A 23202-nucleotide genomic window follows, 5' to 3' on the forward strand; every position below is an offset into this window, starting at 1 on the left:
CGAGAAGTTGTTGAAGGCATCCGGTCCGAGATGCCGGCTACCGATGGCTCCGTCGGCTATCTGCGCACCCGTCAGGGAGCCGTCTGCAACGTGCGATCCTGTAATGGTGGCCTCAGCAATCTTGCTGCCTGTAACCGATCCTTCGGCTAACGTGAAGTTGTTGAAGGCATCCGGCCCGAGATGCTTGCTGCCAATTGCCCCGTCGGCAATCTGCGCGCCTGTGAGCGAACCATCGGCAACGTGCTTGCCGGTGATAGAAGCTTCAGCAATCTTGCTGCCTGTAATTCCACCGTCCTGCACAAGTTCCGTTGTGATTGCGCCGGCTTCGATATGCTGCGAACCGATGCTGGAAATTTGCAGGTGATGGGGAAGAACGGCACCCTCCGCCAGCTGCCTCGATTTTACGGCCCCCGGCTGCAATTGATCAACGCCAACGCTGTCCGGCTGCAGGTGGACATGACCGACAGACTGATTTCCGAGATGGGCTGCGTTGATGGAGTACGGAGCCAGGTGATGGCTCTGAATCGAGAACAATTCAATATGCTTGGAGCACACAGCGCCTTCGGCGAGATGTCCGCTCTGGATCGATTCTCCGGCGACATGCTCAGGAAGGACGGCGCCGTTCGTGATATGTGCGGATTCTATGCTCTCTGCCTGAATGTGCCGGGCATTAACAGAGCTGGAAGCAAGATGGCGTCCAGTCACCGATCCCTCATCCATATGCTGTGATTTGACAATATCCACGCCCAGGTGGTCAGACTGAACGCTCGCTTCTTGCAGATGCACTGCTGAAATGGAGAGAGGCTTGATCTTGTCACCACTCACGGCGTTCGCTTGCAGCGCGGCTCCCGAGACTGACGAAGGCAAGAGGTGGGCTTCCGTAATGGATTGTGGTCCGATTTTTACGCCCGGGATGCTGCCGTCCGCAAACAACGCTTCTGCTGAGCGGCTTTCATCGGCCAAATGGCTTAACGTGATGGATTTTTTCTTCAAGTGATAGCCATGAATGGCTTCCTGTATGATATGTTTGCCCAGGATGGATTCCAGTCCCAGATGTGCACCCTCTACAGCCTGCGGAGCAATTTTCTCCGAAGTAACGGCCTTGTTCTGAATTGCTTCTGAAGTCACCGAATTCGGCGAGAGATGAGTGGATTGAACAGCCTTTGGAGCTATTTTGGCAGCAGAGACACTGCTCTCAGCCAGTTTATTTGAAGTTACGGCAAGGTCTGTCAGTTTATCCGTGGACACGCTTTCCGGAGACAGTTTCGGCGAAGTTACCGCATGGTCCCCCAAATGTCGAGGCGCAATAACCCCATCGCCGATCGAGGACTCCACGATGCTGCCTGCCGCAATTTTATCTGTCGTTACCGAACCCTGTGCGAGCGCTTGTGTACGTACGCTTCCCTTCTGCAGATGGCGACTGGCAACAGATCCATCGGTCAGATGAGGCTCGCGAACCGCCCCGTTTTGCAGAGCTTCGGCGCCTACACTGCCTGCTGACAAGTGCTGCTGCTGAATGGCTTCGCTGGCAATATTGCCGGAGGTTACGCCATGCTTAGCAATAATGGCTCCGCCAACCGATCCAAGCGCAAGCTTTTGGCTCGTCACGCTCTCGGGTGCTAGCGTCTCTTCGCCGACGGATGCGGGCTGAAGATGCTGTTTTCCGATCGCTCCGTCAGCCAGATGCTGTTCCGCTATCGTTTTGGGCTGAATTGCACGCCCTATGACGCTCTGAGGTGCGAAATGCTGAGGTGAGATGCTGCCCTCGGCAATATGCTCGGCATTTATTGCATCCGCAGCGAGATGCCGGGTTAGAATGGCATTCGATGCAATCTGGTCCGATTCGACCGCGCCCTTTGCCAGATGGCGCGTTTGAACGGCTTCATTGGCAATTTTGGTAGGGAGTATGCTCTGGTCCGCGATTTTCGAAGCCGTAACCGCCTGTTCAACCAGCTTCACCGTATGGACGGATTGATCGGCAAGCTTGGAACTTGTGACACTGGAATCAGCCAGATGGCGGGGGGCAACAGCGTTGATGCCGATCTGATCGGAACCGATGGAGCCGAACTGGATTTGCTCTGATCCTATGGCTCCGTTCGCTAAATGGCGGGCGCTGAGCGAGCCTTCCTGAATATGCCCGGCGTTGATTGCACCGTCAGCAATTAGGCCTGACCCGATGCTGCCGGCAGCAATATGCTCCGCAGTTACCGCCTCGCTGGCCAAATGTTTGCTCTCGATGCTTTGCGGTTTTATGTGAGAACCCGAGATGGTATCATCGGCGATTTTTTTTCCTGTTACGGCACCTTCACGGATTTTGGTCGAAGTGACAGCATCCTCCGCAAGCTTGGAGCTATGGACGCTCTCATTAGCGAGATGTCGGGTTTCTACGGCGCTGGATGCGATTTTGTCCCCTTGAACCGCTTGGTCTTCGAGCAGGTCGGTTGTCACGAGGAGCTGTTGAAGATGACGAGCAGTAATGGCCCCATCCGCGATTTTGTCGCTGACCACGGCGTGGTCAGCCAGCTTCTGCGAGGTTACGCTGCCATCCTTGATCTTGCTGGCATTTACGGAACCGTCCCGAAACTTGCGCGTAGATAAGATGCCATCCATCAGATGTTCCCCTGTGATCGATAATGGCGCGATTTTTCCTGAGGTTACGGCTTCGTCGGCAAGGTGCAGACTGGTGACGCTGTAATCCTGTATGGCTTCAGGCCCGACGGCACCACGTGACAGCTTGGATGCTGTGACCGCTCTCGAAGCGATCCGGCTTTCGGTTACCGCATATTCCCCTATGTCCTCTGTATATATGAATGCGCCCTTAATTTCAGGCATTTCCTTTTCCATAATCAGCTGCACATGCTCAATCTCCATCTCGGGAAGGGATGGGGGATCGGTAGGCACGGTCGGGGTGTCAGCGGCTACGTCATCTTCTATAGGGAAGGTGGAATCTTCGTCAGATCCCGATAATGGGTTGTTTTCTTGGTTTTCTTGGTTTTCTTTGTTTTGTTTGTTTTCTTCTTGTTTTAATTCCATAAGGCCGATAAGATCCTCATCCAGATCCATAATGGTAGCTGCTGAAAGGATGTGGGCATCTTTATCTTTTTTGAGGCTGCGTCCTTTATTTCGCTCAAGCAGATCAAGCTCCCTTGTATGGGGATCTACCCTGTAGGGCTGGGAAGAGGAAGATGATGGGCTTTTCTTCTTTTTCTTCAAAACAACACGCTCCTTCCGAATACTCATCGTCTCCGGTATCATATGCAGCCGTTTAGGCGGCTGTCACTGGTCTTTTGGGATTCGACAAACGAAAGGGCAGCGTAACATGGAAAAGGACCCGGCCAAAGGCCGAGTCCTTGATTGAGCGCCAAAAAGCACATATAAAATTTAACCCCTGACGGCCAATAACGGCTGTACAGTCGGTTCCGTATTTGAAGTATTCTCAAGAATCTTTGCTTCTAAAACGACAAAAGCCCTGCCTCTCTTTCGTCCTTGCGGCTCCGATGACCGCTCCAGTGTGAATCAGAAAACTGTTCCATAAAACTCTTACTCTTAGGGTCATAAAATAGGAATTTGCACTTCAACAGAGATGTAAATAACCATGTTTCGAGGAACTAACGGGGTTAAACTTCATATAACAATAACTTATTATAGCACAAGTGCTCGTAATAAGCAAAGATATTCAAATGAATATTAGAATGTTATGTAAAAACGCTTGATTTTTTCCTGAAATCCAACGATATTCATATTAACAATTTTTTCTTGCAAATTCTGCTGCTGCGCTCTTAAAATTGTAGCATCATGTCGAATACGTTCGGAGCTCATATGCCTTGCCGATGGTTATCATCTGTTAATGAAAGTAGGCGTTCCATGCAACTGTATAAGTCTTTTCTTAAACAGCTAATCCGGAACTATATGATCGGGTCCATTGCAGCTGTGCTTGTTGTGGGTGGCGTATTAATGGTAACGACTCTGGAAATTCCTATTGAGGAAGGCGTGCGTCTTGTGGTCATACTGGCCATTTCGTTCATGGTGATGATTGCGTCGGAGCTGACCGTCTTTCTTCGGCATTTACGACCGATTCACGCGGGGTTTGATGAAGGGAATACGGATTTGGAAACGTTGGAAAAAGCATATTTGAGTATACACCGCATGCCGCGTTTAGCGGTATACCGCATATTCGGGCCTCATCTGCTCGGTTTGTCGCTTCCGGCCATTCTGCTTACGGTTTGGATGATGGAGCAGGGAAAATTGAATTTTCCGCCGTTCTATATATGGCTGGCTTGCCTTGGGGCGGTCCTGCTAGCCAGCTGTCATGCCATGATCGAATTCTTCCTGACGATCGCTGCGATCCGTCCGCTGATCAAAGAGATTCGGCGGCAGGCGTTGTCGCGTTATGGCGTGGATTTCTCCCTTGAGGGCCATGTATTCATGGCGATTCAGACGAAGTTTCTGCTGAGCACGATGCTGATCGGCACCTTTCCGCTGTTTCTGTTCAGTCTGGCGGTGCAGATTCGTCTGGAGGGGCTTAGTCAGATCGTAGCACAGCAGTACTGGGGCTGGGCGGGATTTATATTGCTGCTTGGTGTCGGTTTTGCTTATATCGGCGCCTGGCTCTTGACCCAGGATTTACAGCGGCCGATCCGGCAGCTGTACCGGGCGATGAATGAGATTAAGGAAGGGCGTCTGATTCAGACCTCCAATCTCTATTCCGATGAGTTTTCCAATTTGATCGCGGGTTTCAATATGATGGTTCGCGGACTGCAGGTGCGCGAGGAGCGGAATCGCAAGCTGCTGGACAGTTACTTTGCCGCCCTGGCAGCGGCGCTGGATGCCAGAGATCCTTACACGGCAGGACATTCGCTTCGGGTGGCGGAATATTCGGTGTTAATCGGCCGGCTGGCTGGACTCAGCGAAGAGCAGGTTGATCTTTTGCACAAGACGGCATTGCTGCATGATATCGGCAAGATCGGGGTTCGGGACAATATTTTGCTGAAGGAAGGAAAACTGACGGCAGAGGAGTTCGATCAAGTAAAGGCTCACCCTGCTCAAGGAGAGAACATTCTCCTGCAGATCGAGCCTGCCGATGCCATGGCACCTTATCTGGAGGGGGTACGATCCCATCATGAGCGGTATGACGGGTGCGGATACCCTGACGGTTTGAAGGGGAAGGAAATTCCGCTGTTCGGCCGGATTATTGCCGTGGCCGATGCCTATGATGCCATGACGTCGGACAGGCCGTACCGCAGCGGCATGAAATCCGTTGATGCCTTGAACATACTGGAAGCCGGCAGGGGAACCCAGTGGGATCCCGATTATGCGGGCATGTTCGTTAAATATATGAAAGCGGAGAAGAAGGTCATTACGATCCGCTAGTGATAATAAGCAGGGAATCGCTCCTGGTTCAATGGAATAGGAATAAGAAAGAGGCCGTACCTGTGCAGGTAAACGGCCTCTTTTTTTGTGTGACTGTCGTTAACATATCACTGGACCCCAGGACAGCCAAGCAAGTGGTTGCGATCTCCATGCTGCTTCCGCCGTTTTGGCTAGGGATGAATGAAAACCGGATATCATATCATCTGGTGAGCCGTATCGATTTCCGTGCCTTCTTCATGCTCCACATGCTTCTGTTTGCGATGCATCCAGCTAGCCAGCCATGTGCTGATCTCATACAGACCAATGAGCGGGATGGCAACCATCAAGTGGGATACGAGGTCAGGCGGCGAGATCAGCGCTGCAACGATCACCAGAACGACATAGGCATACCGCCTCATCGTGTGCAGAATGGCCGGGCTTAATATTCCTATTCGCGTTAGAAACAGGACGACGACAGGCAGCTCAAAGGCAAGGGACAGCGGGATGATGATATTGAACATGAACCCGAAGTACTGGGAGACACCATAGGTTTCCACGAGTTCCATCTGACTGTTGATTCCCGTCGTAAAGGCAAGACTCATGGGAAAAACGACAAAATACGCAAAACTAACCCCTATGATAAAGCACAACGCAGAGAAGGGGATAAACCGGAGAGCTGCTCTCTGCTCGCGGTTATTCAGTCCCTGATTGACGAACAGCCATATTTGATAAAGGGCAAATGGCAGGGTAGGAAGCAGCGATAATACGATGCTTATGCTCATATAGATGCGCAGTCCGTCCCATGGCGAGAATACGTTCCAGGTTACCTGAAAGGCCGGCGAGTGATGTTTCAATACGGATAACACATGGGGAGCGGCAATCAAGCCGGCAGCCATGCTCAGAATGAAGACGGCGGCCACCTGAAGGATCCGCTTCCTTAGCTCGGCGATGTGCTCCAGCATCGTCATCGTATTCTTGAACTCCATAGTCTCGTTCACTCCTTTCTGCATCATCGGAAGATGGGCGTGCAGCGCTGTTTTTTCGTTTTGTTCAATTCCTTGAGTTCAAATGTATTAAATCCCTCCTGCATTTTTTGATGGATTTCCTGGATGATCTTCACATCCTCAAAAGAATATCGGCGATTCCCTCCCTTCGTACGCTCCGGAAATATAAGCTTCCGTTCCTCGTAATACCGGATTTGCCGTTCCGTCAAGCCGGTCAGTTCGCAAACAACCCCAATACTCATCACCTTACTCTCCATGATCTTTACCTCCTATGTAAGTATTGTTAACCCTGAGCTGCTGTAAATGGCTTGGGATTAAAACCGAAGAAGATAAAACGGCAATAATTTGGGCGTATTCATTTTGTTTGGAAGGATTTATGACATGATTTTATGAAAAACAGGGTGAAAAAGCAATCATTTTTCAAAAATAAAAAAACCGTGTAAGAATTCCTGACAAACTTTAAGTCAAACCTTGTTTTCTCTGCTAAGATCGGCTCATGAATCCAATCACACAAACTAGCGAAGGAGTGAACGAGGGTGGCTACAAAAGAACAACCAAAAGAGATGACCCGGAGGCAATTTCTGACGACTGTTGGCAAGGTGGGCGGCTCTGTCGCTGTCTTCAGCTTGATGGGTACGATGGGGCTCCTTACGCCGGAAACGTTGAAAGCAGCGGAATATACGCCTCCCGGGAAGGATGACCTGAACTTAAGCGGCCGCGGCGGCAAGAAGATTATTATTCTTGGCGCAGGGATCGCGGGGCTGACGGCAGCGTATGAGCTCGGTCTTGCAGGTTACGACTGTACGATATTGGAAGCGAAAAGCTTCGCCGGTGGGCGCAACTGGACGATCCGCAAAGGAACCTCCGTGGCGGAGATCGGATCCGGCCGCCAGACTTCCCGCTTTGATATCGGACTGTATTTCAATGCAGGTCCGATGCGGATTCCGCAGTTTCACGTCACGCTGGATTATTGCAAGAAGTTTGGCGTAGCCATCGAGCCATTCAACAATGTGAATGAGAGCGGTTATTACTATAACGAGAACGTGGGGGCTTTATCGGGGCAGCGCGTCCCCAAGCGTGCAGCCAAAGCCGACGTACGCGGTTACGTGGCCGAAATGCTGGCCAAAGCCGTGAATCAAAATGCGCTGGATCTACCGTTGACGGCGGAAGAGAAGCTGAAGCTGGTCGATTATCTGAAGGCCGAAGGAGATCTGAATCCAGACCTGTTCTATAAGGGATCGGAGCGCGGCGGATATAAGGATGAACCGGGAAGCCGCCTGGATGCGGGTGTGCTCCGGGATCCGTTCGATTTGAAGGCTATCATCAATTCCGGTTTCGGGAAATATTTCAGCAACGAATACGGTTACGACCAGCAGATGATGATGTTTCATCCCGTAGGCGGCATGGACGCCATCGTTAAGGCATTTGAGAAACGGGTAGGCAGCCGGATCAAGTACCGGGCCGAGGTGAAGGAAATTCGCCAGTCTACCTCTGGTGTGCGGATTGTGTACGCGGACGGCCATTCCGGCAGAGAGCAGGAAATCCGCGGCGATTACTGTATCTGCACCATACCGCTGACGGTGCTGAAGAAGATCCCGGCCGACTTCTCGCCGGAGATGTCCAAAGCGATAAGCAGCGTCGGCTACGCCTCCGCCGGTAAAATCGGTTTGCAGTTCAAGCGGCGCTTCTGGGAAGAGGACGAGTATTTGTACGGCGGCAGCAGTTTGACGAATATGGACATCACGCAAATCTACTATCCGCCGACAGATTATTTTGGGAAGAAGGGGATCTTGCTTGGCTATTATGCGTACGGAGGCGTTGCTGATAAACTCGGCGGCATGTCGTATGCCGAGCGCGAGAAACTGGCGTTGACGCAGGGGGCCAAAATCCATCCGCAGTATCCGAAGGAATTCGAGGCATCCTTCTCGATCGACTGGAAGAAGACCAAATACCAGGAGGGGGGCTGGGTATCCTATTCCGCCAATGATAGGAAAACCTACTACCCTACCCTCTGCAAGCCGGATAACCGCATTTACCTGGCAGGGGAGCACATCAGCTACATTACGGCCTGGCAGGCAGGCGCCATTGAGTCCGCCCGCGAGGTCGTAACCGATATCCATCAGCGCGTGATGAAAGCATAAATAGAAGGGAGACAACTCCAATGAAAAATAAAATGAAGACGATCCTGGCGCTGGCCATGCTGTTCAGTGCCGTGAGCGTGACCGCGTATGCCGATAACTCTTCTGCCCATAAGAAGCCGTCCAAAGCCACACCCTCTCCGAAATTTTACGGCAGTCCTACCTCCTCTATTTCCAGCGGGGTTATCGTACCCGAAGGAGCTTCCTATCTCTTTACAAGCGGGACGGTTCCGCCCTTACTGAACAAGGATGGCAAGACGGTTTATGAGCGCTATGGCGATACGAAAACCCAGGGGATCGGCATCTTGAAAGAAATCGAGAAGCAGCTGAAGGAGCAGGGACTGACAATGAAAGATGTCGTTTATTTGAGAGTGTACCTGACCCCGGATGCAGCCAAGAACGGAGCTTTTGATTATACCGGCTGGTTTGACGCATACGCCCAGTTTTTCAATACGAAGGAGAATCCCGTGAAGCCTGCGCGTTCCACCGTGGGAGTAGCCAGCCTCGTGAATGCCGATTGGTTGATTGAGATTGAAGCCGTCGCCGTGTACCCGAGCAAGGATAAGAAGAAGTAAGTTGTTTATTATTCCATGAATCAAGCCGATCCAAAGCGGCTTCGTTTCCCAAAAGCACAGTCACCATCACTTATTAAAGGAGTTGGGTCCTTATGTTCCAAAATGTCGGCTTTGTCGGATTGATGATGATTTTGATTGTCGTGCTCATTCTGTTTGGGCCTTCCAAGCTCCCGGAGCTTGGCCGGGCGGTGGGCCGCACGTTATCTGAATTCAAAGCCTCCGCAAGGGAGCTGGTTGGGGAAGATAAAGAGGAGGAAAAGGACAAGGAGAGGGAAAGGGAAGGGGCGGTCATCAAACTGAAGGGATGATGTGGAAGTTTTTGCTTCTTGGGATAGGAAATCGGATATGCATGCGGAAGTAAAGCGGCCCCCGTGGATCTATTGAGATCTATGGGGGCCGCTTTTTTGAATGCTGATCTTTGGGGAGCGGTTCAAGATTGAACATCGTGATGAATCGTTTGCCAGGATTCAGAAAAACTCCTGAGGGGTATACACAAGTACAGGCAATTCTACATTTCATCATTCATTACTCTAAGAGGAGCTGATATTTATGGATAGCAACGTATTTAAAGGGAAATGGAAACAGATGAAGGGTGAAGCGAAGAAGCAATGGGGCAAATTGACGGATGACGATCTTGATGTGATCGACGGCGAGAAAGATAAATTGGTTGGCAAGCTGCAGGAACGTTATGGGCACACGAAGGATGCGGCGGAGCGTGAATATACGGATTGGAGTACAAGATACCGCGACTAGTCCATAAGACGATAAGGGAGGCAGAATGAATCATGTTGGAATCCCGGGTTGTGACCGGCAAGGTGATCGATATTCGTGACGGCAAGGTGTTTACCTTACACGGAGACATGGTCAGCACCTATCATTTGGGATACTATGAGATGATGAATGAGGAATTTCTCCCTGTCACGGACAGTCAGCAGGCGGCAGCGCCCACCTCGGGCGTCATGGCGGAGGAAACTGCCGAATCCTCCGGCTGGCTCCGCAGAGAGTGGAAACCGCTGACCAGTTTCATAACCGCTTGGAGAAAGAGTGCAAATCGAGCCTGATTTGCGCTCTTTTTTTTGTCTTTTTAGGCGTGGTTGTCCAGGTCATGCGCCATGAGAAATTCATGTGAGTTTTATATTTAGATAGTCATATTGACTTGGGTCCGATGCGGTGTAGAATGAGGTCAAAAGGAAGTTTGATCAGCCCATTCCCGGACGGGGGAGCCCGATATGGTTTTCAAACCGCAGTGGGCATGTTGATGATACTCATCGCTTTGACGGTAGGGCGGAGAGTGCTTCGTTCTGCTTAGAAGAGCGGCAGGCTGCAGAGGCCTTTCATGTCATTTATATTTCATATCATGAACGGAGGGAGGGTTTGAGGTGGGAATGGTTGCACTCGTAGTTGGGGCCACGGGGCTTGTGGGGCGTATGGTAACCGAAGAACTGCTGGGCCGCGGGGAGCTTGAAGAGGTTCGCGTGCTGGTACGAAGTCTTCCTGATATTGCGCATCCCCAGCTGAAGCCCATCCTGGTGGAATGGGATCGGCTGGATCGATACAGCGAAGCTTTTTCCGGCGTCCATAGCGTGTACTGCTGCCTGGGAACAACGATCAAAAAGGCCGGTTCCCAGCAGCAGTTCCGCAAAGTGGATATGGATTATGTCATCAAGACAGCCGAGTTGGCTAAGCGGCACGGGGTGAGACAATTTATGGCGGTCAGTTCTGCGGGCGCCGATCCGAAGGTGCGTAATTTCTATCTTCGGACCAAGGGAGAGGTTGAAGAAAAGCTGGCCGGGATCGGTTTTCTGGGGCTGCATCTGTTCAGACCGTCATTATTGCTGGGCGAGCGGCCCGAGCGGCGGTTTGGAGAGCGGGTGGCCTCGGTTCTCATGACTTCCCTCGACTTTGCTTTCAAAGGTCCGAAGCTGGCTCCATACCGGGCCATACCCGCGCGGAAAGTAGCCAAGTCGATGGTGAATATCGGCTTAACGGATATGAAAGGCCACCATGTATACACCAATGAAGTCATGCATGTTCTCGGCGAGGCCACCGATTAAATTTGCCAGAGTACTCGTGGCAGATTACAATGTACACAGATAGGAATACATAGAAAGGGTGACATATCATGAGTAAACATATCATATCGACCAACAAAGCCCCGGGAGCCATCGGACCATACAGCCAAGCTGTAGAAATCAACGGATTCGTATATACTTCAGGCCAGTTGGGCCTGAATCCGGAAACGGGCGAGTTCGGCGAGGGGGTTCAGGAGCAAGCGAAGCTGTCGCTCAGCAACGTAAAGGCGATCCTTGAAGCTGCCGGGACAAGCCTGGATCACGTGGTGAAAACCACGGTATTCCTGAAGGATATGAACGATTTCGCGGCGGTCAACGAAGTCTACGGAAGCTTCTTCTCCGAGCCGTACCCTGCTCGCAGCGCCGTTGAGGTTGCTCGTTTGCCGAAGGACGGACTGGTTGAGATTGAAGTCATTGCCGTTAAGCAATAAGCGATATTATCACATGTCAAAAGGAGCTTTGCCTGCATTGGCAAAGCTCCTTTTTTTTGCCCCATGAAAATGCGTATTGAAACTAATCCCTGGGATGAGCAAGGAACCGTGCTTTTCGTTAAGACTCGGTTTTAATACCGGGATCGTCTCCGATTGCGCGTAAAGAAGAGCCATATAGCATATACGAGCAGGACGATAGAGAGTACAAAGGCGGTCATTAAGATGCTGTCGGTCTCCCGATGCTCGGCCGCGATGGCGATGTAAGCCCAGGTGAAGACCAGCGGCACGATGCTGTCCCGGTAACGCTGGCCGATCAGGATAGGGAGTAAAGCACCGATGCAGAGCAGCACAATCCCTAAAGTAGTCTCGCGCAGGCCGAAGAGGCTCCAGTCATTCTTCTGAAACACGATCCCGACATTGACGATAAAGGCAGGGCACACCCAGCCGATATATAGGCTGAACGGCAATTTCAGACAGAACTTCTCGCCTGACGTCGGATAGTCTATCGTATGCGTGCGGACATATAGAACCCACAGGGTTAACAGCAGTAACAACATCGCCACGACAGACCATTCAATGTACAAATAGTGCCATAATACAAGCCAAGCCATATTGAATACGCAGCTGACTATAAACCATGGCCCGATGGATCTTACGGAATCGCGGTTTCCGGTGTCACGACGCAGCTGGTAGATGACAAAAAAGAGCAGCAGCACATAGATGACGGACCATATGGAAAAGGCATAACCTGCGGGAGTGATCGCCGTATAATACATATCCGATATCTCCCCGGTTGTTCTGCCGCCAAGCGGCAGCATGCCTGATAACACATTCACGGTGATTACCCCGGCGAAAAACAGCAGATTCCACCAGCGGTACGGGTTGGTGCGGTACATACAATCTCCTCCTGATATCAGTCTGGAATATATAGAATATACCCAAAAGAATGAATATCAAGCCAGCGTTCAAGTAAAGGGTGCTGGCCCTTTTACTTAACTCATATGCGTCTTGCGGTATTCGTTGGGCGTGAAACCCTCCATCTTTTTGAATACCTTACTGAAATATTTTTCGTCTTGGTAACCGACCATCTCCGCGATTTGGGCGATCCGGATCTGGGGATTGAGCAGCAGCGTTTTAGCTTTGTTGATTCGAATCCGCCCGAGAAAATCCGATAACGTCACGGCGAATTCCTGTTTGAATTTACGCGAAATGTACTCCCTGCTAAGAAAGAACTTCCCCGCAATTTGCTGAAGGGAAATCTCCTCATGATAGTGCTGCTCCAAATAGCGGGCAATGTCATGAATGATGTGGTTGTCCTTGGAATGGATCTGGGTAAGGACCCGGGATGCCGCATAAAGCCTTCCGCTGATCTGTTCGCGCCAACGGTCCCAGCAGATCATTCCGTCCTCGCTGTAAGGAAGCGCGGAGGGAAGATCCTGCGAGATTTCAGCGTCTTCGACGGGTTCCTGCGTGCTTTTCACTTCATTTTCCGTCCAATGATACTGGATCCAGTCCCATTCCGAATTCCACCTCACCAGATGCTCCGGCGATACGAGATCCCTCTCGCGCACATCCTGGAGCCACTCTTCCGTGGCTGTCTCAATGCGCTCCTTGCTCCCACTGAGTGCAGCCAGCTTGAATTTCTCCTCGTAGGAGGAGAGCCGCAGGGTGCGCGAGCCTTCGCTTTCAACGGCACGTTCGCGATGGATGCGGCATTTGCCGGTTAATAAATTGCGGCTGCACAAGGCTTGGACGGCATTTAGATAAGCCTTCGGCAGATCATCGGGAAAGGCGCCTGCTTTGGCGGCACCGAAATGGCTCCGCCTGCGAAGGGTGGAGAAGAACCCGTCATTGATTCGGTCCAGCACGTCGTTAAAGGGAAGCCGCGGATTCCAACAGAGCAGAATGATTTCCCCGGGTTTGTCGATGTGTCGAAATGCAACGCCCTGATCCATCAACAGCTCATTGCAAATATTGATGAGCGTGAAGGATAGCAGATGGCGCCTGTTGCGGAATTTGGACAGCAAAGCTTCGTCAAATTGATCATCGCGCAGCACGGCAACGTTATAGGTCATGCCGATTACCGGCAGCGTCATCCGGTTCCGCAATTGAGAAACCACGCTGTCCCTGTTGCCGTAGCCGTTAACGAGATCCGAGAGCAGGCGGTCCATATAGAAAGGGGTCATCTGATTCATTTCGATATTCTGATTGGTTATCTGCTGCCGTTTCTCTTCCTCGAGCTGCCAGGTTTGAACCGCTTTGGCCAGCGCCTCGTTCAAGCTGTCCGGTTCAACGGGCTTGAGGATATAGTCAATGCCTCCCGAACGGATCGTATGACGCACATATTCAAAATCATCATATCCGCTAATGACGAGCACTTTAATATCCGGTTTCGTGGTATGCAGCCAGGTGAGCAGCTCCAATCCGTTTTTGCGGGGCATTCGCATGTCGGTCATGACAATTTGCGGTTTGTTCTCCTCGATTAAGCGCACCGCTTCCTCCCCGTCAGCGGCCTGATCAATTTCCGTGATGCCATGCCGCTCCCAGTCTGCAAGAAGCCCTATAGCCTCCCGCACATGCTGTTCGTCATCTACGATCAATACTCTCATTCTACTGTTCACTCTCCCATGCGTTGATATCGAGCGTGACCCTGACGCCGTGAGGCTCGACATTCTCTATTGTTAATCCAGCCTTGTTGTCGGAGTATAAGTTCAAACGCATCAATACGTTTAAAAGCCCGATCGAATCATTGCCGGCATCGTTTCGGTCAGGGTGGCCGTAAGCGGTCGCAAGCTTGCTGCGAATCGAAGCGAGCTCTGCCTCTTCGATGGATGACCCGTTATTTTCAACGACGACGATCAAGCGGCGATCTTCCGAGATGCGGGAAGATATGGATATATGGCCGACACCGGGGTGTGTATTCATGCCATGCTTGAAATAGTTCTCAACAATCGGCTGCAGGATCATCTTCGGAACCGGAGCCGTAAGGCTCTCCGGATCCAAATCCCATGTGATGTCCAGCTGGTCCCTGAACCGCTGTTTCTGCAGCTCAAGGTACAGCCGTACATGGTTGATCTCATCCTGCAGCGTTACTTTGCCCTCGCTGTTGCGCATATTGTAGCGCATCATATTCGCCAGCGAAGAGAGCAGGGAATAGATTCGCGGCACATTGTGCTGCAGGGCCAAGGTACCGATCGACTGGAGCGAATTGTATAGGAAATGCGGATCAATCTGGGCCTGAAGTGCCTTCAACTGATTGGTCTTATTTGCGATTTCCAGCCGGTACTCACGCAGGATCAGGTTGTTGATGGTGTCCATCATGGTTCGGAAGCGGCGGGAGAGAATCCCGATCTCATCCGGGCTTGTAACGTCAATATCCACGTCAAGCCGCCCGGTTTTCACCTGATTCATATAGCTTGTGAGTTGTTTAATGGGTCTTGTAATCCGAATGGATATCCATAGGGTGCCAAATATGACAACGAAAAGTGCTAATATCGCAATAATCGCGTTAATACTCGTTAGTTCTGTCGAATGTTTGTACAGCGTTTGATGCGGGATTTGTTTGACAAGCGTCCAGGGAGCATAAGGCAAATCGAGCTTCTCGTAGACGATCATCGCGTCTTCGCCGTCATAATATCCATTATCCGCTTGAGCGATTTCGCCCATTAGCACAGGGTCGTCCAAACTTTGCCCTCTTTGCTGCGGATCCGGACCGTAGATGATGCTTCCCTCGTCATCAATCAAGTATAGCTGTTCTTCCCCTTTAGCATACAGTTGATCGCAAATGGCCAAAATACTGTCAAGTTTCACATCGATCGCCATAAGGGCATATTGGTCGGGTGACGGCACGTTGGTGATGGATCGATAGAAGGTGAAAACTTCAAAATTCAGAATGTCCGCAGGCCGCGGAGGGAACCCGTAACTGTGCACCTGATGGACGGGCTCGATGGCCGTATTACCCGGGCCGAACTCTTCTATTTTGCGATAGGGCGCCTGCCGGAATTCCCTGCGAGGGAGATTACTAGATATCTGGGTGGACTGTCCCGTTAAATTATTATGTAGATAAATTTGATGCACGTCCTGCGTGCCCGTTTGAATGGCCTGCAAGGTCGTATACAGCTCGGCTACAACCCGGTGATTATCGGGATCTAAGGCAAGATTGCGCAGAAAATGGGGATCGGAATATACGGACAGGGAGGCGCGGTCGATGCCGCGCAAATAGTTCATCAGATTGGTGGCTCCTTGATAAATCAACCGTATATTTTCATCCACCGTCTGCTCCTTCACGGACTCGCGGGTATGCGTAAACGTAATGAACAGCGAGAGCAGGAGCGGAATGGTTGTGACAGCGAGCATGAACGTGATCAGCCGGGTCTGGATGCTGCGGTACTTCATGTAGGATCACCCCCTGGATTATCGAATGTGCAGAAGCGCGTATGGTCAATATTTTACACCTAACGGTTCATGATTCTCCGTGTTTATTGTTTACAGGTTACCGCATAATGGCTGTATATCATACAACAACTTAACGAAAAGGGGAGATCAAGGGATGAATCGAAAAAAATCTTCGGCGCTGCTGCAGCAGTTTCTTTTCGTGGGACCCTCCACTATTTTTTTCATCCTGATCATGATCATTCCATTCCTTCTGGGTCTTTATTATTCCTTCACGAACTGGAATGGCGTGTCAAGCAAAATCGACTTTGTCGGCTTTGATAATTTTGTTACCATCTTTACCAATGATGATAAATTCCGTGATGCCTTCTGGTTCACAACCCGGTTTACGGTGCTTGGCGTCATCCTGACGAATCTGCTCGGATTTTTACTGGCATACTTCCTGACCAAGCCGCTTAAAACACGGAATGTGCTCCGGACGATCTTTTTCATGCCAAACGTCATCGGCGGCTTGCTGCTAGGTTTCATCTGGCAGTTTATCTTTGTCAAAGGGTTTGCAGCGATCGGTAATGCCACAAACCTCGGATTCTTCAATCTGCCGTGGCTCGGTACGAAGGGAACTGCTTTTTGGGCAATTGTAATCGTTTTCGTATGGCAGACGGCCGGTTACCTGATGGTCATCTACATCTCCTCGCTTAACAACGTGCCGAAGGATATTCTGGAGGCAGCCGAAATCGACGGCGCTAGCAGAGGGCAGGTACTGCGGTCTATCATTATACCGCTCGTTATGCCGGCGGTTACGGTATGTTTGTTCCTGGCGATTTCCTGGTCCTTCAAAATGTTCGACTTGAACCTATCCTTAACTAAAGGCGGACCGTTCGGCTCTACGGAGTCGGTGGCCATGAATATTTACAACGAGGCTTATACGAATAACCGTCTCGGGCTCGGAACGGCGAAGGCGGTCATCTTCTTCATCGTGGTTGCCATCATAACGAGTCTGCAGGTTCGATTTACGAAGAGCAAGGAGGTTGAAGCATAATGGAGACCACGAGAAAATATCGGCTGAACACCATGGCCACCGAGATCATCATGATTATCGTAGCCTTGCTCTTCCTGGTCCCGTTCTACTTCCTGTTCGTGAACTCTGTCAAAACCTTCGGCGATCTGTTGACGGACTCGGCCGGACTTCCGACCACTCTTGAATGGAGCAACTATTCACGGGCGTGGGATATCACCAACTTCCCGCAGGCGTTCTGGAACTCGCTGGTCGTTACGGTAGCCAGCAATCTGCTGCTGGCGATGTTAAGTGCGATGACCGCGTATCAGATGGTTCGCCGGAACACGCGCTTTAACCAGATCATGTTTGCGCTGTTTGTGGCGGCGATGGTCATTCCGTTTCAATCGATCATGATTCCGCTCGTGAAAGTGACGGCAACGCTGGGCATTAACAACAGCTTGTACGGACTCATTATCTGTTACCTGGGTTTCGGAGTTCCGCTAAGCGTATTCCTGTTCCATGGCTTCGTGAAATCGATCCCGATGGAGATCGAAGAAGCCGCAACCGTGGATGGATCCAGCGGATACGGCGTATTCTTCCGGGTGGTATTCCCGCTGATGAAGCCGATGTTCGTTACGGTCATCATCCTGAACACCCTATGGATATGGAATGACTACCTGCTGCCATCCCTGATCCTGCAGTCCGCAGAGCTCCGGACCATTCCGATTGCTACCTTCGCCTTTTTTGGGCAATATACCAAGCAGTGGGATTTGGCTCTGCCGGCGCTGGTGCTGGGGATCATGCCGGTCATTATTTTCTTCCTGGCCATGCAGAAATACATCATTGAGGGCATTACGCAAGGAGCGGTGAAGGGATAGCCGTCAATCGGTCAATTCCTTCCCCCTCACAGATCAATATAATCCCTGATTTAACGAAAAAAGGTTGATTATACTGGAAAAGTAAACGCTATCAACAAATGCGGCACACGATCCTTATAGAAGAAAAAAAGGGAGGATTCACAATGAAGAAATACGGTAAGCTGCTCCTGGTCATGGTTCTGGCTTTCTCTACGCTGCTTGCAGCCTGCGGCGGCAAGAATGAGGACAATCAAGGCGCTGATGGTGGTGCCGAAGGCGGAACGAAAACGATTAAGATTTTTCAATTTAAAGTCGAAATCGCCGAGGCTCTGAATAAACTGAAAGCCGAATACGAAAAAGAGCATCCCGGCATTAAGCTGGACATTCAAACGGTTGGCGGCGGCTCGGATTATGGCGCGGCGCTGAAAGCGAAGTTCGCTTCCGGCGATGAGCCGGACATTTTCAACGTTGGCGGATATCGCGATCTCGAAACGTGGTTCGAGAATGTCGAGGATCTCTCGGACCAGCCATGGGTGAAGGACGTTGTTGACGTTGCCAAAGAGCCTATGACCAAAGACGGTAAACTGTACGGACAACCGATGACCATCGAGGGTTATGGATTTATTTATAATAAAGATTTGTTTGAAAAGGCGGGAATCACCGAGCTTCCTAAGACGCTCACAGAGCTTGAGGAAGCAGCCAAAAAACTGCAAGCAGCCGGTATTACGCCATTCGTGAACGGATACCAAGAGACCTGGATTTTGGCCAACCACTTGCTGAACATTCCATTCGCCCATCAAGAAGATCCGGATGCATTTGTCAAAGGAATGAATGAAGGCGCGGAGAAACTGGTAGGCAACGCGAAATTCGACGAATGGATGAGACTGTTCGACCTTACCGTTCAATACGGGCAGAAGAACCCGCTGACGACGGATTACAACACGGAAATCACGACCTTTGCCAGCGGTGAAGCGGCCATGACCCAGAACGGGAACTGGACGCAAGTGCAAATCGACGGCATCAATCCGGATCTGAACATCGGCCTTCTGCCAATGCCGATCAATGACAATGCCGAAGAGAATGACAAGCTTCCGATCGGCGTGCCAAACAACTGGGTCGTGAACAACAAATCGAAGGTGAAGGACGAAGCCAAGGAATTCTTGAACTGGCTTGTCACTTCGGAGACCGGTAAACGTTACATTACGGAAGAGTTCAAATTCATCCCGGCACTGACCAGCATCGAAGCAAACAGCGAGACGCTTGGCGACCTGGGCAACGATGTCATGAAATACAGTAAAGAGAACAAAGCGCTTAGCTGGGAGTTCAACAAATTCCCTGACGGCGGCATGAATGAATTCGGCAGTCAGATGCAAGGTTATGTGGCTGGCAATGTGGACAAGAACCAATTGTTCGAAGGCATTCAGAAATCATGGGAAAGCTTGAAGGCGAAGTAAGCACGAGGGTGGCGCTATAATGCTATACCATCGAAATGATCAATTGACGTGAATAGAGGCTGTCCCCAAGGTAGATTGTCTCTTTAAAAACAGCCTGGATTTTCATTCATGCACCATAAAAGGTCGAAGACAGACTCATTTAGAGCGCTGGTCTTCGACCTTTTTGCTTCTTGTGGCAACATACTTCAGTTTTGGAGACACCGTCTTTAACGTTGATAAGCATGAACCTCGTGGCTAAAGGGAGTAGAAGAATCGGAATATGGCCACCACTAATAATGATTTCGGATTAGCAAATAAATAATGAGACCGACAACAGGGAAGAACAACAAGCCCAGCACAACCAGAATCGCAAATTCGGGGCTGCGGCCTTTTCGCCGGGCGTCATTATAACCCCATACGCAGACGACAATGTGAAGAAGGAAGAAGAAAAGTCCCAGCAATAAAGTCAAAATCCCGATAACACCAACACCAACAAAACTCATAATGAAATACCCTCCCGAGCTCTAAATGTATGATCTACATACGGTCGATCAGCAGAAGGGTCGCAAAAAAACAAAAAGATTTGGAATTTTCCTGCTGGAGTAACCGGAGATTGTATAAGAATACGGATATTTTATTAACCTATATAGGAGAATTCTGCAATACATAGATCACAACGAAATAGTAAATACATGGTATGATAAAGGTTGACGTTATTTTGGCGTGGGAACGATTTCGCATCGTTTTGAAATGTTGAAGCTATCGTATAAGATAGTAATAATATCTATAAAGCAGGAAAAGACGGGAGACAACGATGAATCAACCGCTCTATGGCGTATGGTTAGGTGACGTATTCTTTTGTTTTTCCGGTGAGGTATCGGAACCGAGAGTGGACGCTTGGAGCCGCGTGGTCCGTACCTTTCGCAGACCGGATGGAACCCGTCCCTTCGCTAACGCTTCCCTCCGGCTTGCCGAGCTCAGATATCCGGCCAAAGTCCTCGGATCGAAAAGCACACGGCGTCCGGAACGGAAGACACTTGGCGGACGGACGATGGAAGGGCTTGCTCTGACTCCGGGAGACGCATTTCAATTGCTGATCTCGCTGGATCCTGAGTATTATCAGGCTCAGGGTCTAAGCGTCGGTGAAGAAATGGAATATTGGGTACAAGCGAGCAGATTTGCATTGGAGCTGCTACTGCAAGGGAAGTTTGCACCAGGCACGGCCGAGGTGCCTTCCGTGGGCAGGCGCCGGACTACGATGCAAAATATAAAAGCGGTATGGAAGCCGCATCTGTCTGCCGAGGATGCAGCGCGCTTTCTGCAGCTGTCAGCGAATATCCCGCCAATTGCCATTGGGACGCCTGCAGCTCTTGCCGGATTCGATCCTTCTACCCGTGAGGAAGCAGGGGCTATTGTGCTGTATTCTTTTCTGTGCGGCGTGATCGACAGCCAAGCCCGGGCGGCTGTCCGCGAATCGGAGGATAAACTTCGGACCTATCTGGCGAACTACCGGCGGGGACAATCTCCACTGGCGGAGCTTTGGTGGAACAGCCTATTGACCGTCAGTCGGGATATTCCCATTCAAGGGACGGCTGAGGAAGTCAGCGAGCTGGAGGAAGCCGTTGAACGTATTGGAGGGACGGTGTTTCCTTATGCCAGCGGGGAGGATCAGCCTCCCGAGAACGGAACCATTGGACTTGGGCTGCGGCTTGAGCCGCCCCTGGATGAGAGCCACAAGGACTGGAAGGTGTCCTTTTGGGTACGAAGCCAGGAGGACGAGGGTTTATTAATGCCAGTCCGCAGCATATGGGGAAATCCGGAATCCGATCAGTTGATCCGTGGACGGATGTATTCTAGGGTTCAGCTGCAGCTGTTAATGAAGCTGGGAGAAGCGGCAGAGCTGGCACCGGAGCTGGCCGCAGGCTTGTATGGGCGTGCTCCCGAGAGCGTGTCGCTGTCGCTTGACCGCTTGTCCACATTTATGAAGGAATCGGTTCCGAAATTAACGGCGAGCGGAGTCACGGTTCAAATGCCTTCACGATGGAGCAGGGAAGGGCGCCGCCGCGTCGGCTTATCTCTGAAAATGATGCCGGATGCAAGACCATCCGGTGAGGCGCATCCGCTGCCGGTGTTAGGCATGGAGCATCTGGTCAGCTTTCAGATCTCCGCAGCGATGGGAGGTCAATCCCTGACGCGTGAAGAATTGAAGTTTCTGGCCGAACAGAATCTGCCTTATGTCCAGTTCCGCGGGGAATGGGTTGAGGTGGATCTGAAGGAGATCAACCAAGTGCTGCGTTTCATGAAGCGCCATGAGAAGGGCGAGATGGAGCTCGCGGAATGGATGCACCTTAGCGCTGATATGGATGGAGAACGCATGTGGAAAGGTCTCTTTATCGAGGAAGTAGAGACAACCGGTCTGCTATCCTCCTTACTGGATGGCGAAACGGCCCGCAAGCTGCCGTCTCGCCCGATTCCTTCCTCGCTTCACGGCGAACTGAGACCGTATCAGGAACGGGGGTACCAGTGGCTTAGCGTGATGCGCGATTTGGGATTTGGTGTTTGCCTTGCCGACGATATGGGACTTGGAAAAACGGTACAGGTTATTACCTGTCTGCTGGAGCGTCTCAATACGGAATCCGCTGGCGGTCCGGTGCTGATCATTTGCCCGACTTCGCTTCTGGGCAACTGGCAGCGGGAAATTCAGCGATTTGCACCGGATCTGACCTTACATGTGCATCATGGGGTTCGACGTCTGCGTGGAGAAGACTTCCTGCAGGAAGCGGCCAATCATGATATCGTGTTAACCACCTATCACTTGGCGGGGAGAGACAGTGGTGATTTATCTGCGATCCAGTGGTCGAGTGTGGTGCTCGATGAAGCACAATATATTAAGAATTACCGTACGAAGCAGGCGCAGAGCGTCATGAAATTATCTGCGCCACACCGTATTGCCATGACCGGAACACCGGTGGAGAACCGTTTGGCGGAGCTGTGGTCGATCTTTCATTTTCTCAATCCGGGATATCTCGGCTCCTTTAACACCTTCCGTCAGCGCTATGCGCCGGGAGAGGGGCAGCAGGAGAGATTCCGTGAGCTTCATAAGCTGGTATCTCCATTCATGCTGCGCAGACTCAAGAGCGATCCGGATATCCGCAAGGATCTGCCGGAGAAGCTGGAATTGAAATCGTATTGCCCGCTGACCGAGGTTCAAGGTGCGATGTACCAAGCGGTTGTCGATGAGATGATGGGACAGATCGAGAGCCGGACGGGCATGGCTCGCAAGGGACTTGTGCTTTCCTCCCTCACCAAGCTGAAGCAGATATGCGATCATCCGCAGCTGCTTCGACGCGACGAAGGACGGGCGGTGCGTGCGGAGTCCTCGGGCAAAATGGAGCGCATGCTTGAAATTCTCGACAGCATCTCGGATGTCGGTGAATCCGCGCTGATTTTTACCCAGTATGTGGGCATGGGCGAACTGCTGGTAAGCATGCTTGGACGTAAATACGGGAAGGAGCCGTATTTCCTTCATGGCGGGGTGCCCAAACGGGAGCGGGATGAAATGGTACGGGCATTCCAGGCAGGCGAGGGGACTGAGTTCTTTGTTCTGTCGTTAAAAGCCGGGGGCGTAGGCCTGAATTTGACCCGTGCGAACCATGTGCTCCACTATGACCGGTGGTGGAACCCGGCGGTCGAGAATCAGGCGACGGACCGTGTATTCCGGATCGGTCAGCACCGCAACGTTCAGGTGCACAAGCTGATTTCTCAGGGAACGCTGGAGGAACGGATTGACGAACTGATCGATCAGAAGAAGGCGTTATCCGAGCAGGTTGTCGGGTCGGGCGAAACCTGGCTGACGGAAATGTCGGACGGTGAGCTCCGCCAGTTGATCGAGCTGCAAGAGCAAGATTGGATGTAACCGGATTGTATACGGCGCGTGAAGCAGCCGAAATGCAT

The 23202-nt window shown here is 51.3% G+C and carries 19 protein-coding genes; 12 read left to right on the plus strand and 7 right to left on the minus strand.

The features are described from left to right. Nucleotides 1-3213, minus strand: a 3213-nt coding sequence (locus PLA01S_RS29420; RefSeq protein WP_174819273.1) for a hypothetical protein, incomplete at its 3' end; no start/stop codon positions are given. A gap of 651 nt (nt 3214-3864) precedes the next feature. Between PLA01S_RS29420 and PLA01S_RS29425 the strand changes: the two genes are divergently transcribed. After that, entirely contained in the window at nt 3865-5370 is a 1506-nt protein-coding gene (locus tag PLA01S_RS29425; protein ID WP_127595742.1) for an HD-GYP domain-containing protein, read from the plus strand. A 194-nt stretch (nt 5371-5564) separates the two neighbouring features. Here PLA01S_RS29425 and tatC read toward each other — a convergent pair whose 3' ends face one another. Both tatC and PLA01S_RS29435 read right to left on the minus strand, forming a co-directional pair. Then, nucleotides 5565-6335: a twin-arginine translocase subunit TatC gene (gene tatC / locus PLA01S_RS29430; protein WP_127595745.1), complete on the minus strand. Its 771-nt coding sequence runs from the start codon at nt 6333-6335 to the stop codon at nt 5565-5567. 23 nt (nt 6336-6358) lie between these two features. After that, nucleotides 6359-6610 (minus strand): MerR family transcriptional regulator, encoded by a 252-nt coding sequence (locus PLA01S_RS29435; protein ID WP_100540054.1) that lies wholly within the window; start codon nt 6608-6610, stop codon nt 6359-6361. A gap of 279 nt (nt 6611-6889) precedes the next feature. Here PLA01S_RS29435 and PLA01S_RS29440 point away from each other — a divergent pair, with 279 nt between their 5' ends. From PLA01S_RS29440 to PLA01S_RS29470, 7 genes are all read left to right on the plus strand, one after another. Continuing rightward, the gene (locus tag PLA01S_RS29440; RefSeq protein WP_127595748.1) at nt 6890-8494 is read left to right on the plus strand and encodes a flavin monoamine oxidase family protein; all 1605 of its coding nucleotides are present in this window, start codon (nt 6890-6892) and stop codon (nt 8492-8494) included. Between the two features lie 20 nt (nt 8495-8514). Next, nucleotides 8515-9066: a RidA family protein gene (locus tag PLA01S_RS29445; protein ID WP_127595751.1), complete on the plus strand. Its 552-nt coding sequence runs from the start codon at nt 8515-8517 to the stop codon at nt 9064-9066. Between the two features lie 92 nt (nt 9067-9158). Continuing rightward, nucleotides 9159-9374 carry a twin-arginine translocase TatA/TatE family subunit gene (locus PLA01S_RS29450; protein WP_012818889.1) on the plus strand — a complete coding sequence of 72 codons (216 nt, stop codon included), beginning with the start codon at nt 9159-9161 and terminating at the stop codon, nt 9372-9374. Nucleotides 9375-9615: 241 nt separating this feature from the next. Further along, nucleotides 9616-9819 (plus strand): CsbD family protein, encoded by a 204-nt coding sequence (locus PLA01S_RS29455; protein WP_100540057.1) that lies wholly within the window; start codon nt 9616-9618, stop codon nt 9817-9819. A gap of 32 nt (nt 9820-9851) precedes the next feature. Further along, nucleotides 9852-10127, plus strand: coding sequence for a hypothetical protein (locus tag PLA01S_RS29460; RefSeq protein WP_127595754.1), 276 nt, complete (start codon nt 9852-9854; stop codon nt 10125-10127). Between the two features lie 318 nt (nt 10128-10445). Continuing rightward, on the plus strand, nt 10446-11120 hold the full coding sequence (locus PLA01S_RS29465; RefSeq protein WP_127595757.1) for an NAD(P)H-binding protein: 675 nt from the start codon (nt 10446-10448) through the stop codon (nt 11118-11120). 68 nt (nt 11121-11188) lie between these two features. Beyond that, on the plus strand, nt 11189-11569 hold the full coding sequence (locus PLA01S_RS29470) for a RidA family protein (RefSeq protein WP_076326022.1): 381 nt from the start codon (nt 11189-11191) through the stop codon (nt 11567-11569). 131 nt (nt 11570-11700) lie between these two features. On the opposite strand, the gene PLA01S_RS29475 is transcribed toward PLA01S_RS29470, so the two are convergent. The 3 genes from PLA01S_RS29475 to PLA01S_RS29485 all read right to left on the minus strand — a co-directional run bounded on the left by PLA01S_RS29475 (nt 11701) and on the right by PLA01S_RS29485 (nt 15964). Further along, entirely contained in the window at nt 11701-12465 is a 765-nt protein-coding gene (locus tag PLA01S_RS29475) for a TspO-related membrane protein (RefSeq protein WP_127595760.1), read from the minus strand. Nucleotides 12466-12561: 96 nt separating this feature from the next. Then, nucleotides 12562-14178 (minus strand): response regulator, encoded by a 1617-nt coding sequence (locus PLA01S_RS29480; RefSeq protein ID WP_127595763.1) that lies wholly within the window; start codon nt 14176-14178, stop codon nt 12562-12564. Between the two features lies 1 nt (nt 14179). After that, complete coding sequence (locus PLA01S_RS29485) at nt 14180-15964, minus strand: cache domain-containing sensor histidine kinase (protein ID WP_127595766.1); 1785 nt, start codon at nt 15962-15964, stop codon at nt 14180-14182. Nucleotides 15965-16118: 154 nt separating this feature from the next. Between PLA01S_RS29485 and PLA01S_RS29490 the strand changes: the two genes are divergently transcribed. The 3 genes from PLA01S_RS29490 to PLA01S_RS29500 all read left to right on the plus strand — a co-directional run bounded on the left by PLA01S_RS29490 (nt 16119) and on the right by PLA01S_RS29500 (nt 19269). Next, entirely contained in the window at nt 16119-17000 is an 882-nt protein-coding gene (locus PLA01S_RS29490; RefSeq protein ID WP_071222084.1) for a carbohydrate ABC transporter permease, read from the plus strand. After that, the gene (locus PLA01S_RS29495) at nt 17000-17836 is read left to right on the plus strand and encodes a carbohydrate ABC transporter permease (RefSeq protein WP_076326017.1); all 837 of its coding nucleotides are present in this window, start codon (nt 17000-17002) and stop codon (nt 17834-17836) included. Before PLA01S_RS29490 ends, PLA01S_RS29495 begins: the two co-directional genes overlap by 1 nt. A 143-nt stretch (nt 17837-17979) precedes the next feature. Further along, a complete protein-coding gene (locus PLA01S_RS29500) occupies nt 17980-19269 on the plus strand; it encodes an ABC transporter substrate-binding protein (RefSeq protein ID WP_127595768.1) in 1290 nt (429 codons plus the stop codon). Between the two features lie 269 nt (nt 19270-19538). Here the strand turns inward: PLA01S_RS29500 and PLA01S_RS29505 are convergent, their stop codons facing one another. After that, a complete protein-coding gene (locus PLA01S_RS29505) occupies nt 19539-19751 on the minus strand; it encodes a hypothetical protein (protein WP_127595770.1) in 213 nt (70 codons plus the stop codon). A 311-nt stretch (nt 19752-20062) separates the two neighbouring features. On the opposite strand from PLA01S_RS29505, the gene PLA01S_RS29510 reads away from it, so the two are divergent. Further along, entirely contained in the window at nt 20063-23164 is a 3102-nt protein-coding gene (locus PLA01S_RS29510) for a DEAD/DEAH box helicase (protein ID WP_127595773.1), read from the plus strand. Nucleotides 23165-23202: the final 38 nt, after the last annotated feature.

Source organism: Paenibacillus lautus NBRC 15380, from assembly GCF_004000945.1.
GTDB lineage: Bacteria > Bacillota > Bacilli > Paenibacillales > Paenibacillaceae > Paenibacillus_AQ > Paenibacillus_AQ lautus.

Bases quoted from the DNA above. Each gene is read 5' to 3' on its own strand.
- PLA01S_RS29425 (WP_127595742.1), top strand. From the start codon at position 3,865: ATGCAACTGTATAAGTCTTTTCTTAAACAGCTAATCCGGAACTATATG.
- tatC (WP_127595745.1), bottom strand. From the start codon at position 6,335: ATGGAGTTCAAGAATACGATGACGATGCTGGAGCACATCGCCGAGCTA.
- PLA01S_RS29435 (WP_100540054.1), bottom strand. From the start codon at position 6,610: ATGGAGAGTAAGGTGATGAGTATTGGGGTTGTTTGCGAACTGACCGGC.
- PLA01S_RS29445 (WP_127595751.1), top strand. From the start codon at position 8,515: ATGAAAAATAAAATGAAGACGATCCTGGCGCTGGCCATGCTGTTCAGT.
- PLA01S_RS29450 (WP_012818889.1), top strand. From the start codon at position 9,159: ATGTTCCAAAATGTCGGCTTTGTCGGATTGATGATGATTTTGATTGTC.
- PLA01S_RS29455 (WP_100540057.1), top strand. From the start codon at position 9,616: ATGGATAGCAACGTATTTAAAGGGAAATGGAAACAGATGAAGGGTGAA.
- PLA01S_RS29460 (WP_127595754.1), top strand. From the start codon at position 9,852: ATGTTGGAATCCCGGGTTGTGACCGGCAAGGTGATCGATATTCGTGAC.
- PLA01S_RS29470 (WP_076326022.1), top strand. From the start codon at position 11,189: ATGAGTAAACATATCATATCGACCAACAAAGCCCCGGGAGCCATCGGA.
- PLA01S_RS29475 (WP_127595760.1), bottom strand. From the start codon at position 12,465: ATGTACCGCACCAACCCGTACCGCTGGTGGAATCTGCTGTTTTTCGCC.
- PLA01S_RS29480 (WP_127595763.1), bottom strand. From the start codon at position 14,178: ATGAGAGTATTGATCGTAGATGACGAACAGCATGTGCGGGAGGCTATA.
- PLA01S_RS29485 (WP_127595766.1), bottom strand. From the start codon at position 15,964: ATGAAGTACCGCAGCATCCAGACCCGGCTGATCACGTTCATGCTCGCT.
- PLA01S_RS29490 (WP_071222084.1), top strand. From the start codon at position 16,119: ATGAATCGAAAAAAATCTTCGGCGCTGCTGCAGCAGTTTCTTTTCGTG.
- PLA01S_RS29495 (WP_076326017.1), top strand. From the start codon at position 17,000: ATGGAGACCACGAGAAAATATCGGCTGAACACCATGGCCACCGAGATC.
- PLA01S_RS29500 (WP_127595768.1), top strand. From the start codon at position 17,980: ATGAAGAAATACGGTAAGCTGCTCCTGGTCATGGTTCTGGCTTTCTCT.
- PLA01S_RS29505 (WP_127595770.1), bottom strand. From the start codon at position 19,751: ATGAGTTTTGTTGGTGTTGGTGTTATCGGGATTTTGACTTTATTGCTG.
- PLA01S_RS29510 (WP_127595773.1), top strand. From the start codon at position 20,063: ATGAATCAACCGCTCTATGGCGTATGGTTAGGTGACGTATTCTTTTGT.